This is a genomic window from Acinetobacter sp. Root1280, from assembly GCF_001425285.1.
Taxonomy (GTDB): domain Bacteria; phylum Pseudomonadota; class Gammaproteobacteria; order Pseudomonadales; family Moraxellaceae; genus Acinetobacter; species Acinetobacter guillouiae.
Map to the genome: position 1 here is coordinate 239,196 of NZ_LMED01000025.1, position 15,459 is coordinate 254,654.

Genomic DNA, 15,459 nt, shown 5'->3' on the forward strand with positions numbered 1-15,459 from the left:
ACATGTTTAAAGAGATTAAAGTCGATCCAGCTCAGCTAAAAGCTGCATTGGATGCGCGACAACAAATTCGTGCAGGTTTTGATCAACCTACAGCAGGAATGGCTGCTGGGATGACGCAAGTGAATATGATTTCTGTACCTAAAGACTGGGCATATGATTTCTTGTTGTACGCACAGCGTAATCCGCAAAGCTGTCCTGTATTAGATGTTTTGGAAGAAGGGGTATACCACTCTCGATTGGCTACTGACTCAGACATTCGCACTGACTTTCCACGATATCGTGTTTGGAAAAACGGTGAAATGGTCGATGAGCTCACTGATGCGAGTGAGCTTTATAACGCGCATCCTGATTTAGTGACCTTTTTAATTGGCTGTAGTTTCTCCTTTGAAACAGCTTTGCAAGAAGCGGGGATTGAAGTGCGTCATATCCATGACAAGACCAATGTACCGATGTATTTGAGTAATATCGAATGCCTTTCTGCTGGACGTATTTCAGGAAATATGGTGGTTTCTATGCGCCCCATTCCTGCCCATCAAATAGCTGAGGCTGTAAAAATTACGGCACGTATGCCGAGTGTTCATGGTGCTCCCGTACATATTGGTCATCCTGAAAGTTTGGGCATACGCGACATCAATCAGCCAGATTTTGGTGATGCCTCACGTATTGAACAGGGTGAAATTCCAGTATTTTGGGCATGTGGTGTAACGCCTCAAGCTGCAATCATGAACTCGAAAATCCCATTTGCCATTAGCCATGCACCAGGACATATGTTGATTACAGACATACCTGATCGTGCGTGGATGCGTTAAGACAAGAAAGGATCAGTAAATGCGATTTTTATCGGTAAATTCCGACAGTTTCTTGATTGAACTTTCTAGTTTAGAAGAAACTTTGGCGTTATACAGTAAATTGCAAAATTTACACTTGAATGGAATCAAAGATTTAATTCCTGCTGCAAAAACAATTTTGATTTGTTTTAACGAAATCAAGACTGACTTTAAAACCTTGAGTGTTTTGATTGGTACTTTAAACCTTGATTCAGGCTTTGATCGAAATACGCAGGAAGTGATTATTCCGATTCGTTACGATGGTGAAGATTTAGCACAAGTGGCGGAACTTCAAGGCCTCTCTATAGCCGATCTGATATTAAAACATCATCAAAGCACTTGGGACGTTGCGTTTATTGGCTTTGCTCCAGGTTTTGCTTATATGAGTAGCCTTGATCAGCCCTTTACAGATATTCCTCGTCTAAAAACACCACGTAAAAAAATTCCATCAGGTTCACTTGGGCTTGCTGGGCAATACTCGGGTATCTACCCAAAAGATAGTCCGGGTGGCTGGCAATTGATTGGAACAACGTCAGAAAAAATGTGGGATTTGGAGCGTCAAAATCCTGCGCTTTTACGACCAGGAATGCGGGTGCATTTTGAGGATATAACCCATCATCCTGTATCTGTGGATGTACCCAAGCAAATCACGCCACGACAAGATTTAACTTTAAAACAGTCCCTATTCAAAATCACGGCATCTGGCTTGCAAGTTTCGATTCAAGATGAAGGCCGTTTTCAGCACAGCAATATCGGTGTGGGTACAGCAGGGGCGATGGATGTCGCTTCGATGCATTGTGCCAATCGAATCGTGGGAAATCCAACGGATACGCCTGTGATTGAGGTGCTAAATGGTGGTTTAAAAGCAGTCATGCAAAATTCAGCTGTCATTAGCGTGGCAGGTGCAATTTCCAATATCCATGTGAAATTTGCAGATGGTCAAAAAGCAGATTTTGACAGCTATCAGGCGATTGCACTGGATGAGGGAGATGAATTTCAAATTCAAACGCCGAGCGCAGGGTTACGCAATTACCTTGCGGTTCGTGGTGGTTTGGATATTCAACCCGTTTTAAATAGCTGTTCTTTTGACAGTTTAGCCATTCTTGGTCCAGCCCCTTTAAAAACGGGTGATGTCATTTACCAAGGTCAAGTCGTCCCATCCAATATCAGCATCAACGAAGTGCCAAAATCCAATCTCCCGTCCCTTGGCGATACGATTGAACTTGATATTGTGATGGGACCTCGAACGGATTGGTTTGAGCAAAGCAGTATTGAAAAACTGTGCAATCAAGCATGGTTAGTCACCAATGAAAGTAATCGAGTGGGATTACGTTTATCTGGGAAAGCGCCCTTAACACGTAATATTCATCATGAATTGGAAAGTGAAGGTACATGTATTGGTGCTTTGCAGATTCCACCCAATGGTCAACCTGTATTGTTTATGAATGATCACCCATTAACTGGTGGTTATCCTGTGATTGCTTCGGTTGCCAAGCATCATTGGGATTTGGTGGCACAAATACCTGCGGATTGCCATATCAAATTTAGAAAAATCGCCGAATTTGTAGATATCGAGAACTAAGATGAACCAGCAAAAATATGTAAATGAAAAATTATTGATTGCCAATCGTGGTGAAATTGCTGTGCGTATTATCCATGCTTGTCGTGATATGGGCATTGCTTCCGTGGCAATGTATGCAGATGACGATATCGGCAGTTTACATGTCGAACTTGCAGATGAAGCATGGGGTTTGGTTGGCGCAACCGCAAAAGAAACCTATTTAAATATTGATGCCATTATTGATATTGCTAAAAAATCAAAAGCCACCATGGTACATCCTGGTTATGGTTTTTTATCGGAACGGGCTGAATTTGCACAAGCTGTGATTGATGCAGGCTTGAAGTGGGTAGGCCCATCTCCTGAAGCAATTACCAAGTTGGGTGATAAAATTGAAGCACGTAAAATCGCCGCTTCAGTGGGTGCACCTTTGGTACAAGGCACACAAGACCCATTGAATAATGCGGATGAGGCTTTAGCCTTTGCAAAACAATATGGCTTGCCTATTGCAATTAAAGCGGCATTTGGTGGTGGTGGTCGTGGTTTAAAAGTGGTTTGGAAGCTTGAAGAAGTGAAAGAACTCTATGACTCTGCTGTCCGTGAAGCAAAAGCGGCCTTTGGTCGTGGCGAATGCTTTGTTGAGCAGTACTTAGACAATCCTCGTCATGTGGAAGCGCAAGTGATTGCCGACCTGCATGGGAATGTGGTGGTCTTAGGTACGCGCGATTGTTCTTTACAGCGCCGCAATCAAAAATTAGTTGAGGAATCTCCAGCACCATTTATCAGTGATGAGATTTACCAAGAGATTTTAACTTCAGCAAAAAATATTTGTCAGGCTGCTCAGTATGTTGGAGCAGGGACAGTCGAGTATTTATTGAGCCAAAACGGGACGCTATCATTTTTAGAAGTCAATACGCGGTTGCAAGTTGAACATCCCGTGACCGAAGAAACAGCGCGAGTTGATTTGGTGGTTGAGCAAATTCAGGTGGCTTTGGGCGAAGAATTATCGATCAAAGAAACCCCTAAAGCACAAGGCCATGCCATTGAGTTTCGTATCAATGCAGAAGACCCTAGCCGTGGTTTTATTCCAGCATTTGGTACACTAAGTTTATTTGAAGCACCTTTTGGTCATGGTGTGCGTGTCGATACTGGCGTGCGTACAGGCTCTCTGGTTTCCAGCCATTTCGATTCTTTAATGGCAAAGCTGATTGTGACGGGGGAAACGCGTGAAATCGCAATACGTCGCGCAAAACGCGCTTTAAAGCAGTTTAAAATTGAGGGGGTGGCTTCAGTTTTAGATTTTCATCGTGCCGTGCTGAATGAGCCTGATTTTACCGACGAATTTAAAGTACATACGCGTTGGATTGAAAATGATTTTAAACAAGACTTAAAATCAACTCGACGCGCGATTCCTCAGCATCAACAAGCGATGGTTTTAAGCTATATCGAAATTGATGGGAAATTACACCGTCTAGGCCTACCTGCAGGAATGTTTGCTCAAGGTGCAGTTCAGGTGGAGCAACAACCAGCGCAAAGCACAGAGTTCGCACTTCAACCTGAGCACTTACAAGCGCCTATTAATGGGGCCATTATTGCATGGAAAGTCCAAACCGGAGAGCAAGTGAGTGCAGGGCAAGTTGTGGCAATTATGGAAGCTATGAAAATGGAAGTTCAAGTTTTGGCACATCAAAGTGGTCAAATTGAATTGCTGAAAGAAGTCGGGAGCACGTGTCAGGCTGATCAAGTGATTGCAACCATCCAATAATATTTATCTTTAAAATCTAAAGCTTATACATTTAAGTCAGATGGAATTGGGAATTTAGGATTAAATTTCCAATTTTATTTGACCTTTTGTTGAAAGCTGGTTGTAATGCTTGCCACTGTTCAGTTGCAAACTTTTTGACCATGCCGAATAAAGCTGTTCTTCTCGATCTTGAAAATAATATGCCTACAGCCAAAATGCTGCGGGAGATTATTGAACATTACCCAACACTCTATCTTTTCAATTGTACGGGACAATTCCAGTACTCACTGGAAGATTTAACTGAATTTTCAGGCTGGGTGAGCAGTGGTCAGGTGGTGATTTTAGAAGTACCGAATGCATCTGAAAAAGAATATGAATATGCAGTTGTGGTAGGGCAATTATTGGCATTATTAGAGCCAGAGATGCAGATTGAAGTCATTTCTGCGATGCCAAGTTGTTCCTTATTGTTAGATCTGATGCGTAGCGCTGATCTAGCGTGTAGTTTTATTCAAGTCCAATCCACGTTGGAACGTCAACGCAACAAGTACTCGATACCTAGTCTACAAACCATTCAAAATAAACCGTATTTGCAAATGGTTAAAAAGTATTGCGATGCCTTGGGAGAGATGACAGGCAAACCGAATACCATTGAAAAATTAAAGAATTCTATTGTGAATATTTTGCAAGTTGTGCCAGAAAAAGCTCAGCATCTGGTTGGCATGTTAATCAATTTAAAAATTGTCAAACGTTTTGATGATCAGGTGGCTTATCGTAAAAAAGTCTTGAAACAATGGACAAGTCTCGATATCGATAAACCTGTTTTAGCACTTCCAACTGAGACTGAATCCGCAGCACAATCCAGTATCAAACTTGAAAAAATTGATCAAATTTTAGAAAAATTACGTATCGATTCAGATCAGGTGTTACAGGAAATGGATCAGCAAGACTCTGTGGGTGCAGTACATCAGGTTTTGTTTAAAAACTTTGCAAAAATAGATCCAGTGCAAATTGAAGTTATTCATAAATTGAATAATTTAAAAACCGATAAACCTAAAGATATTTATGAGTTGCGTGATTTATTGGAGCAAATGTTTCCAAAATCAGATATCCGTTTATTGCTTAAAGAGTTGATTGAAAAAGGCTATATTTATTGGAATGGTCATGAAGTTGTTTATAGTCATGAAATGTATTTAAATTAGGGCGATTTTTAAGCTGCCCAGAGCAATATAAAAAAGCGCTTAGATTTGAATATTTAGCGCTTTTTTATTAAGCCATACATTGTATTTTTATAGCTTTGCTTATGCTTATAAATTTGCTACGCCACCATCGACCAAGAGTTCGCTACCGACAATAAATCTAGCTTCATCAGAAGCAAGATAAATAAAGGCATTGGCAATTTCGACTGGATCCGCCAACCTTTGAATTGGCACAAGATTTTCAATACTGGCTTTGAGCTGTTCAACTTCAGCGGGTGTACTCGCAACTTTGTTGAGGGCAGGGGTTAAGGTTGGTCCCGGTGAAAGTAAGTTAAATCGTATTTGCTGGGCTAAAAGTTCTCTAGATAAGGTCTTAACCAAAGAACGCAAGGCGATTTTTGAGGCAGCATAAACGCTACTTTTCTCTAAGGCAATATGAATACTGGTCGAACCACATAAAATCACTGAAGCATGGGGCTTGATCATTGGAAGTAAGCTTTGTATCAGAAAAAATGGACCTTTTACATTGGTGTCGAAAATCGCATCGAATTGTTCAACGGTCCATTGTCCAAATGCTTCATGGCTAACATTGCCTGCATTGATATAAATCACATCGAATTTAATGGATAATTCTTGCATTTTCTCAATAAAATGATCTTGTGATACTAAGCTTGAGTGATCACATTGGATGCCCAAACTTTGGGTGCCGAATTGTTCTTGTGTCAGTACAATTTGATCTGGATTTCGGCCAGTAAACACAACAAAAGCACCTTCTTGTATTGCACGTTGTGCTGCTGCAAGACCGATTCCACTGGTTGCGCCAGTAATTAAAACCGTTTTATTCTTTAATCGCATGTTTTTCACTAAAATGTCTACAAACTCTTATATTGTGAAAATTTATTTGTCAAAGTAAGTACTTACCAATTGGTGACTTAGTCGTTGTTTGGTTTGAAATAGACTAAACTCAAAGGCTATAAAATGTAGCTTTATGTAAGGTAGAAAAATGACGACACTGCAATATGAGCAAAATTGTTCGATTATGCGATTTGTTGGATTATTTTCGGGAAAATGGGTATTGCCAATTGTCTATCATCTTATTGAAGCAAAACATCCTGTTCGATTTAGCCAATTACAGAAGGCTTTAGCGCCAATCCCACAAAAAGAGTTGTCGAAACATTTAAAACTGCTGGAGCAACACCAACTTATAACCAAGCAGATTTACCCAGAAGTACCACCTAGAGTGGAATATCAAATTACCGAATTAGGACAAACGCTGCAAAGCGCTATTCAGTCATTGGGAAGCTGGATGGAGCTTTATGAAAAAAATATGAATGAAAAATAAGAAATTAAACTGACCTCAAAATCAGTAATTGGCGGTAATTTTAATTTTAAACTTGCGTTTTATATTCAGCTTATGCAACTCTAATATAGGAATTAAAAGGTGAACTATGGAACACACTGGTCTTTGGGTTGCGCTCGTTATTATTGTTTTTGTATTGGGCTCAATTTTTGGCTTACGCGTAAGCCCTAGAGAAAAAGCATTAGGTTTAATGCGAGAGAAAGCACGCAAGATGGGCTTACACCCACGTTTAGTGGCTGCACCAGAGTGGACGAAAATCCCGATGGCAACAGAGTCTCGTGCGAGTATGGTGGCTTATTATAGTGTACTGATTCCAGATGCACGCTTAGCTTTGATGCGCGCCCGTGTAGAAGAGCAAAAGCTTCAAGTGGTCCTCGGTGATGAGAAATTTAAAGATTTTCCCATTGCATTAAAAGGGATTTATGCTATTGATATGCAGGCCAACTGTGTAGGGCTTTATTGGGATGAAGAATCTGACCTCAGAGCAACACAGCTTGATGATATGAAGGCATATTTACTTAAATTGGCTGAAATTTAACTTAATAATAGGAACAGTGGTTTATTATGGCGAACGCTCCTCGGTCCACATCCAAAAGCACAACAGCAAATTCTCCTGATGCTGGGAAAAAACGTGCATTAGTGATTGTGGAGTCGCCTGCAAAAGCGAAAACGATTAATAAATATTTAGGCTCAAATTACATTGTGAAGTCTTCGGTAGGTCATGTTCGTGATTTACCTACAGGTGGTTCAAGTAAATCGACAGAAAAAAAGCCTGCAACGCGTACCAAATTGACGGATGAACAGAAGGCTGAAAAAGCACAATCCGCTTTAGTCAATCGTATGGGTGTCGATCCTGAGCATGGTTGGAAAGCCAAATATGAAGTGCTTCCAGGCAAAGAACATGTGGTCGCTGAACTCAAAAAACTAGCCAAAGATGCAGATGAAATCTATCTCGCAACGGATTTGGATAGAGAGGGAGAAGCGATTGCTTGGCATTTAAGAGAAGTGATTGGTGGTGATGATAGCCGTTACCATCGTGTGGTCTTTAACGAGATTACCAAAAATGCCATTCAAGAAGCATTTAAACAACCTACACGTCTAGATTTAAACCGTGTGAATGCGCAACAGGCTCGTCGTTTTCTCGACCGCGTGGTGGGCTTCATGGTTTCACCACTGCTGTGGGAAAAGATTGCGCGTGGCCTCTCTGCAGGGCGTGTACAGTCGGTTGCAGTAAAATTGGTGGTCGAGCGTGAGCGTGAGATTCGTGCCTTTATTCCTGAAGAATACTGGCAAGTTTTTGCAGACACTCATTCTGCAAAAGATGAAATTCGTTTAGAAGCAGTCAAACAAGGCGGCAAAACATTAAAATTACAAAATAAAGCGCAAACAGATGCTTTATTGAACATTTTAAAAGATGCTGAATATAAAGTTGCAACACGTGAAGATAAGCCAACGAAGGTCAATCCAAGTGCGCCTTATATCACTTCAACCTTGCAACAAGCTGCAAGTACTCGTTTAGGTTTCTCTGTAAAGAAAACCATGATGCTTGCACAGCGTTTATATGAAGCTGGCTTTATTACTTATATGCGTACTGACTCAACATTCTTGAGTGATGATGCTGTCAGTATGGTGCGTAATCATATTGAAACTGAATTTGGTGCGAAGTACTTACCTGCTAAAGCAAATCGTTATGGGAATAAAGCCAATGCGCAAGAAGCCCATGAAGCGATTCGTCCTTCCAATGTTGCCTTAAAAGGCGATAGTTTGGCGGGGGTTGAGCGTGATGCACAACGTTTATATGATTTGATCTGGCGTCAATTTGTTGCATGTCAAATGACTCCAGCAGAGTATTTATCCTCAACGATTTTGGTTGATGCGAATGGTGTAGAACTCAAAGCCAAAGGTCGTACTTTAGTTTTTGATGGTTTTACCAAAGTGCGTGGTCAGAACAAGTCTGATGATGATGTTTTATTACCTGCAGTCAAAGTGGGTGAAATTCTCAAACTTGAGAAACTTGATCCTTCTCAACACTTTACTAAACCACCTGCACGTTTTACTGAAGCATCTTTAGTAAAAGAATTGGAAAAACGTGGAATCGGTCGTCCATCGACTTATGCTGCGATTATTTCGACGATTCAAGATCGTGGTTATGTCAAACTCGACAATCGCCGTCTTTTTGCAGAGAAGATGGGTGAAATTGTTACCGATCGTCTAGACGAGAATTTTAATAACCTGATGAATTATGCATTTACTGCAGATTTGGAAGGTCAATTGGATAAAGTTGCAGATGGTGAACGTAATTGGAAAGAGCTGTTAGATAGTTTCTACGGTGATTTTAAAAAGCGTTTAACCACAGCACAGGGCGAAAACGGCATGCGTCGTAATCAACCTGTAGAAGTTGAAGCTGTTCACTGTAAAGAATGTGAACGCCCGATGCAGATTCGTACAGGGACGACGGGTGTATTCCTTGGTTGTTCTGGTTATAACTTGCCACCAAAAGAACGCTGTAAAGGGACATTGAATTTAACACCAGTTGAGTCGTTGGCTATACTTTCTGATGATGACAGTGCTGAAACTGCTGACTTAATGTCGAAAAAACGTTGTCCAGTATGTGGTACTGCAATGGACAGCTATGTGATTGATGGTGGTCGCAAGTTACATATTTGTGGAAATAACCCGGATTGTGATGGTTACGAGCTGGAAGAAGGCGAGTTCAAAATCAAGGGTTATGATGGTCCAACCATTCCATGTGATAAATGTGATGGCGAGATGCAGTTGAAAACGGGTCGTTTTGGTCCATATTTCGCTTGTATGAGTTGTGACAATACCCGTAAAGTTTTGAAAAATGGTCAGCCAGCGCCACCTCGTGTCGACCCAATCAAAATGGAACATTTACGTTCAGTCAAACATGATGATTACTTTGTTCTACGTGATGGAGCAGCGGGTTTATTCTTGGCGGCAAGCAAATTCCCTAAAGTACGCGAAACACGTGCACCGAAGGTTGCGGAGTTACGTTCAGTTGCAGATCAACTTGATCCTAAGTATCAGTTTATCTTGCAAGCACCTGATCAAGATCCAGATGGTAATCCAACATTGGTTAAGTTTAGCCGTAAAAACCAAGCGCAATATATTGGTTCAGAAACCCCAGAAGGTAAACAAACCAAATGGTCTTTGGTCTACCAAGATGGGAAATGGGTAGAAGCTTAATCCATAAATATTTAAAAATGCTGGCCTAGGTCAGCATTTTTATTGCGATTAAAAATTGAGAATATATTCAATGTGGAAAAAGATTCGAGTTGGTATTTTACTGGTCATTCTGCTGATTGTTGCAGTGAACGCATGGCGTGATATGAATCAAGATTGGAGCAAGCCAATCGTTGTTTTATTACATCCAATCAATGCAGATGGTCAACGCTCCACAGCAGCCTATATTCAGCAAATCTCAACAGATGATCTTGAGGAAATTGAACATTATTTAGGTTTGCAGTCTCAAGCATTTCGTGGGCAACCGATTTCGTTTCATTTTCAGCTTGGACGTGAGTTAAATACCTTGCCACCTAAGTTTCCAGAATCAGGCCGTATCTTGGATACAGTTTTGTGGAGTTTAAAATTTAGATTTTATGCATGGAAACAGCATCAAGGCGAAGATGGCTCACCATCGGTGACCCTGTATTTAAATTATTATGATCCCAAGTTGCAGAAAATATTAAAACACTCTACAGCATTGGAACGTGGGCGTATTGGTTCTGTGAATCTATTTGCATCGCCGAAGCAAAGTTCGAGTAATAAAGTTGTTCTTGTACATGAGTTACTGCATACCTTTGGTGCAAAAGATAAATATGATTTTACAACAGGGCAGCCTCTCTATCCGACAGGCTATGCCAATCCTGAACAACAACCACGTTATCCACAACAGCGTGCAGAAATTATGGGCGGCTATATTGCGCTTTCTGAAAGTAAAAGCAAGACACCTGAAGATCTAGAAGATACCATGATCAGTCGACTCACTGCACAAGAAATGGGTTGGGTGAAGTAGTGTATAGAGCTGTGCTGTTTATCGCTTAGATTCTGCTCAAACAAAGCTTTATTCTGGTATAGATGCAGATTTTATACAGACAAACACCTGAATTAGATCAACAATAAAATGAATGAATAACAACCAAGAGAAGAATTATGCGTACTGTAGGAAATGATTTAGTTCGTCATCAACTCCATGAAAACCGTAAATGGTATCTTCTGCTTGGAGCTTTATTGGTGATCTTTGGATTAGTGCTATTGGCTTCACTGGGTATGGCAACATTGACGGTTGTTGCATTGTTTGGTGCTTTAATGATGATCGGTGGGGTTTTACACCTAATTGCAGCATTTAAAATTTTTGATGGTGGCTTCCGCTGGCTTTGGGCGTTGTTTGGTGTGTTGTATATCGCAGCGGGTTATTATGCATTTAAATCTCCGATTACCACTGCAGTGGTATTAACCAATTTATTGGCAATTGCTTTATTGATTGGCGGTTTTATTCGTATTTTTAATGCATTTATGTTGAAACCAATGTCTGGATGGGGGTGGACATTATTTTCAGGGCTTTTAACCTTGGCAACAGGTGCAATTATTCTGGCATCACCAGATTCCCCTTTTTGGGTACTCGGATTATTTTTAGGTGTGGATATTTTATTCCAAGGGGTCAACTATCTCACCTTTGCTGCAGCAATTAAACAAATCCCACCCGCGAGCCATTAAGGTTTTACTTAATGTTTGAAATCATATGTGCATTTAACAAAACGCCTGATCAATGACATCAGGCGTTTTGCATTTTGGCGTAAATATTTATGCAACTAGAGCAGTATTCAGTTAAATCTTATCTCAATTAACATTTCTGAAAAGCGAGGTGTTACCTAGATAAATGATTTAAGTGTTGAAACTTAGCTTATTTCGCGACTTTATACTGGCTGGAAATGGCGATACGGTTCCATGTGTTGATCACAATCGCAACCCATTCAATCGCCGTGATTTCATCGCTGGATAAATGCTGTGCAGCTTGTTCATAAGCGCTATCTGGAAAATGTTGATTGGCAATTAAAGTAATCTCTTCAATTAAAATTAAAGCCGCACGTTCTTTTTCAGTAAAGTATTCACTTTCACGCCAAGCACTAATCAACGCAATACGATCAGTTGATTCACCCGCTTTAATTGCATCTTGGGTATGCATACGAACACAGAAAGCACATTGGTTAATTTGCGAGGCTCTTAATTTGAGTAAATGAGAGAATCCAACATCAAGCCCAGCTTGCTGAACTTTTTGCATAGATAAATTTTCAAGTTCGATGACCGTTTTATATAGTTCTGGGGCGGTCTTACCAAGGTTTACACGTTGCATAGTTGTCATTTCTTTAGTCTTAATTATGAATTTATTAGTTTATCTATACTCGAAAAATCGTTATGTTATTTTTTGAATCTCATCGAAATGCATTTGCTCATGTCTAAAGTTTTTGTTCTTGCGCCTGACTCATTTAAAGAAAGTATGACAGCCGAACAAGCTTGTTTTGCAATGCAACGTGGTATTGAAAAAGTCATTGCTGATGCACAGTTTATTCATGTACCTATGGCAGATGGTGGTGAGGGAACAGTCGATGCTTTGGTCGCTGCACGAAGTGGTCGTAAAGTATATGTTGAGGTCACTGGTCCATTGGCTCAGCAACGAATATCGACCTATTGGGGATTAATTGATGGTGGTCAGACGGCTGTTATAGAAATGGCGCTGGCAAATGGTATTCACCTGATCGAAAAGTCTCAACGCAATCCTTTAGTGACGTCAACTCTGGGTACAGGCGAAATGATCAAAGCCGCTTTGGATTTGGGTGTTGGTAAAATCATTATTGGCCTGGGTGGTAGTGTCACCAATGATGCTGGTGCCGGGATGGCACAGGCTTTAGGGGCAAAATTTTTAGATGAGAATAACCATTCTGTAGACGTGGGTGGTGGGCAGCTTCAGCAGATCAAAAGCATTGATCTTTCACAACTCGATGCGCGTTTAAAAGCGACTGAGATTATTATTGCCAGTGATGTAAACAATCCGTTATGTGGTCCAAATGGTGCTTCTTTTATTTTTGCGCCACAGAAAGGAGCAACTGCTGAGATGGTTGGGATCTTAGATCAAAACCTTGATCATTTTGCTGCGTTGGTGAAACAACAGTTGAATGTTGATGTTGCAAATCTACAGGGTGCTGGTGCTGCAGGCGGTTTGGGTTTCGGACTTATGGCTTTTACGGGTGCAAAAATACGCTCTGGTGTGGAAATCGTGATTAAAGAAACCCGACTTGAGGAAAAAATTGCCCAAGCAGATTATGTGTTTACTGGCGAGGGTGGTATTGATTTTCAAACCAAGTTTGGCAAAACACCTTTTGGGGTAGCGCAAGTTGCCAAGCAGTTGAATAAACCTGTGATTGTTTTTGCAGGGCATATCGGTGAAGGCGTCGAGGAGCTTTATGCAGAAGGCTTTAGTGCAATTTTTGGTATTGTTGATGGTGCATGTGATTTAGCAACAGCATTAAAGCATGGTGAGCAAAATTTAGAACGCTGTTGTGAGAGTGTGGCACGGTTGTTAAGACTATAAGGCGGTTTTTATTGTAAAAGTCCTCCTTTAATCTCTGCTAGGGACAATAAATTTTATTGTCTTGAATTTTTCTTCATTGGTATGTCCTGATTTAAGCGTCAATTCACGACTTGATTCTTGGGTTAAAATGCATAATTTCACTATAGCTCTGCTAAACTAGCAGCCATCCATAAAATGATGAGTGAAAATGAGTTTAGCCAACCTGATTAATGAATTAAACCCTCAACAAAAACAAGCTGCTACGACTGAAACAAAACATAGTCTAGTTCTTGCTGGGGCAGGTTGTGGCAAAACCAAAACCATTGTGGCACGAGCTGCATATCTCATTGATCAAGGCATTCCTGCCAATCAAATCCAAATTTTGACATTTACGCGCCGTTCTGCCAGCGAGATTGTGGCGCGGGTAGAGCTTGCTTTAGGTGATCAGGCCAAAGGGTTACGCGCATCTACATTTCATACCTTTTGCATGTATTTACTTAGACGCGTGCCAAAAGCTTTTGGATTGGATCAATTTTCGATCATAGATCGTGATGATCAATTGATGTTGTTCCGTTTGATTCGTGGAAAGGATGATAAAAAGAATCCCAACGCCTTGCCTAAACCACAACAGCTTTGTGATTTATATTCCTTTGCACGCAATACTCGGCAAAAACTAAGTTTAGCTTTAGAAAAGCAACTGCCTGAGTTTTTAGACGATAAAGAGCAAATCGCAGAAATCATGAAAGAGTACGAAACCCGTAAGCGGGCACGTAGTTTTCTAGATTACGATGATATTCTCGCCGTGGTTGCTTCTGCTTTGGCACAGTCCGATGGTTTAGCGGATTATGTTGCGGGCTTATGTCAGTACATGCTGGTTGATGAAATGCAAGATACCAATCCTTTGCAGTGGGCAATTCTTGAACCATTAAAAGATAAAACATCACTGTTTTGCGTGGGAGACGATGCACAGTCGATTTATGGTTTTCGTGGTGCGGATTTTGAAAATATCCACCATTTTAAAGAGCGTGTGCCAGATGCAGAGATTTTCAAATTAGAAAAAAATTATCGCTCTACTCAAGAAATTTTAGATTTTTCCAACTGGTTACTCGATCAAAGTTCGATTCATTACGATAAAAAACTTGAAGCTTATCGTGGTGATGGCATTAAACCGCGAATGCATGTTTTTCCAAATGAGTTTGATGAAGCAAAATGGATCGCGATCGACATCAAAGAGCGGCATTTATTGGAAGGTTCAGCTTGGCATGACCATATGGTGTTGGTGCGCTCAGCCTTTGCGGCAAGACATATTGAGGCTGCTTTTATCCAAGCCAATGTTCCCTACCGATTTATTGGAGGGATGAAGTTGCTTGAAACAGCGCATGTCAAAGACTTATTGAGTTTATTGCGTGTTATTGCTAACCCATTGGATGATATTGCGTGGATGCGGTTTTTAACCTTATGGAATGGCGTGGGCGACGTCGGTGCGAGTAAGCTGGCGCAACAGCTCTTACTGGATGCAGATATTGAGAAAATTACAGAAAAATTAGAGAAGTTTGGGCGCATTCCTGACAATACATTGCTGATCATGAAGCAAATGAGTGTATTAAAAACCGAAGTTGAAGCCTGTGTAAAACTCGGTGTAGAGGCTATTCTCAACCAACTTGAAGAAAACTATGCCAAAAAAGATTGGCATAAACGAGTGGGTGATTTTGATCTGGTCAAGCAACTGGCGTCTAAACATACCCAACTGAGCGAGTTCTTAGAAGAATATGTACTTGACCCTGTTTCAATCAGTGAAATTGAGCGTCAGTCGCAAGATGATGTGGTGACTTTAATTACCATCCATTCTGCTAAAGGGACAGAACAAAAGGTTTGCTATGTGGCAAATGTCTCTGCGGGGCAATACCCAAATGCACGTGCACAAGGCAATTTCGATGAAGTTGAAGAAGAGCGCCGTGTACTTTATGTGGCTTTAACACGCGCACAAAATGAACTTATTCTAACCAAACAAAATTTAAGTTTTTGGGCACATACGCAAACAGATGAACAAGGGCGTAAGATTGAAAGTTATTTTCTCAATGATTTAACTCGAAATTTATGTAGCACAGAAACTCACTATAGACAGCGAGAGCAAACTGTAAAAAGTGCCTTAATCGAGCGTCGGGCGATTAATTTAGATTTTGGT

12 protein-coding genes and 1 pseudogene are annotated in these 15,459 nt (G+C 40.8%); 11 read left to right on the plus strand and 2 right to left on the minus strand.

Features of this window, described 5'->3' with window-relative positions; genetic code table 11:
* Positions 1-2: 2 nt before the first annotated feature.
* From ASC84_RS16875 to ASC84_RS16890, 4 genes are all read left to right on the plus strand, one after another.
* Positions 3-809: a putative hydro-lyase gene (locus ASC84_RS16875; RefSeq protein WP_004718035.1), complete on the plus strand. Its 807-nt coding sequence runs from the start codon at positions 3-5 to the stop codon at positions 807-809.
* 19 nt (positions 810-828) lie between these two features.
* Positions 829-2,409, plus strand: coding sequence for an urea amidolyase family protein (locus ASC84_RS16880; protein WP_056516902.1), 1,581 nt, complete (start codon positions 829-831; stop codon positions 2,407-2,409).
* Position 2,410: 1 nt separating this feature from the next.
* Positions 2,411-4,150, plus strand: coding sequence for a biotin carboxylase N-terminal domain-containing protein (locus ASC84_RS16885; protein ID WP_056516905.1), 1,740 nt, complete (start codon positions 2,411-2,413; stop codon positions 4,148-4,150).
* Between the two features lie 140 nt (positions 4,151-4,290).
* Positions 4,291-5,328 carry a hypothetical protein gene (locus tag ASC84_RS16890; protein WP_056516984.1) on the plus strand — a complete coding sequence of 346 codons (1,038 nt, stop codon included), beginning with the start codon at positions 4,291-4,293 and terminating at the stop codon, positions 5,326-5,328.
* Positions 5,329-5,433: 105 nt separating this feature from the next.
* Here ASC84_RS16890 and ASC84_RS16895 read toward each other — a convergent pair whose 3' ends face one another.
* Complete coding sequence (locus ASC84_RS16895) at positions 5,434-6,180, minus strand: SDR family oxidoreductase (protein WP_056516909.1); 747 nt, start codon at positions 6,178-6,180, stop codon at positions 5,434-5,436.
* Positions 6,181-6,328: 148 nt separating this feature from the next.
* Between ASC84_RS16895 and ASC84_RS16900 the strand changes: the two genes are divergently transcribed.
* From ASC84_RS16900 to ASC84_RS16920, 5 genes are all read left to right on the plus strand, one after another.
* Positions 6,329-6,667, plus strand: coding sequence for a helix-turn-helix domain-containing protein (locus ASC84_RS16900; RefSeq protein ID WP_056516913.1), 339 nt, complete (start codon positions 6,329-6,331; stop codon positions 6,665-6,667).
* Positions 6,668-6,773: 106 nt separating this feature from the next.
* A complete protein-coding gene (locus ASC84_RS16905; RefSeq protein ID WP_004718027.1) occupies positions 6,774-7,223 on the plus strand; it encodes an ammonium transporter in 450 nt (149 codons plus the stop codon).
* A gap of 26 nt (positions 7,224-7,249) precedes the next feature.
* Entirely contained in the window at positions 7,250-9,892 is a 2,643-nt protein-coding gene (gene topA / locus ASC84_RS16910; protein WP_056516916.1) for a type I DNA topoisomerase, read from the plus strand.
* A 70-nt stretch (positions 9,893-9,962) separates the two neighbouring features.
* Positions 9,963-10,721: a hypothetical protein gene (locus ASC84_RS16915; protein WP_056516919.1), complete on the plus strand. Its 759-nt coding sequence runs from the start codon at positions 9,963-9,965 to the stop codon at positions 10,719-10,721.
* A 137-nt stretch (positions 10,722-10,858) separates the two neighbouring features.
* Positions 10,859-11,422 carry an HdeD family acid-resistance protein gene (locus ASC84_RS16920; protein WP_004718021.1) on the plus strand — a complete coding sequence of 188 codons (564 nt, stop codon included), beginning with the start codon at positions 10,859-10,861 and terminating at the stop codon, positions 11,420-11,422.
* A 187-nt stretch (positions 11,423-11,609) separates the two neighbouring features.
* Here ASC84_RS16920 and ASC84_RS16925 read toward each other — a convergent pair whose 3' ends face one another.
* A complete protein-coding gene (locus ASC84_RS16925) occupies positions 11,610-12,059 on the minus strand; it encodes a carboxymuconolactone decarboxylase family protein (protein WP_034611667.1) in 450 nt (149 codons plus the stop codon).
* A 99-nt stretch (positions 12,060-12,158) separates the two neighbouring features.
* Between ASC84_RS16925 and ASC84_RS16930 the strand changes: the two genes are divergently transcribed.
* Both ASC84_RS16930 and ASC84_RS16935 read left to right on the plus strand, forming a co-directional pair.
* Positions 12,159-13,295, plus strand: coding sequence for a glycerate kinase (locus ASC84_RS16930; RefSeq protein ID WP_056516922.1), 1,137 nt, complete (start codon positions 12,159-12,161; stop codon positions 13,293-13,295).
* A gap of 187 nt (positions 13,296-13,482) precedes the next feature.
* Positions 13,483-15,360: pseudogene (locus ASC84_RS16935) on the plus strand (ATP-dependent helicase); the annotation flags it as partial.
* Positions 15,361-15,459: the final 99 nt, after the last annotated feature.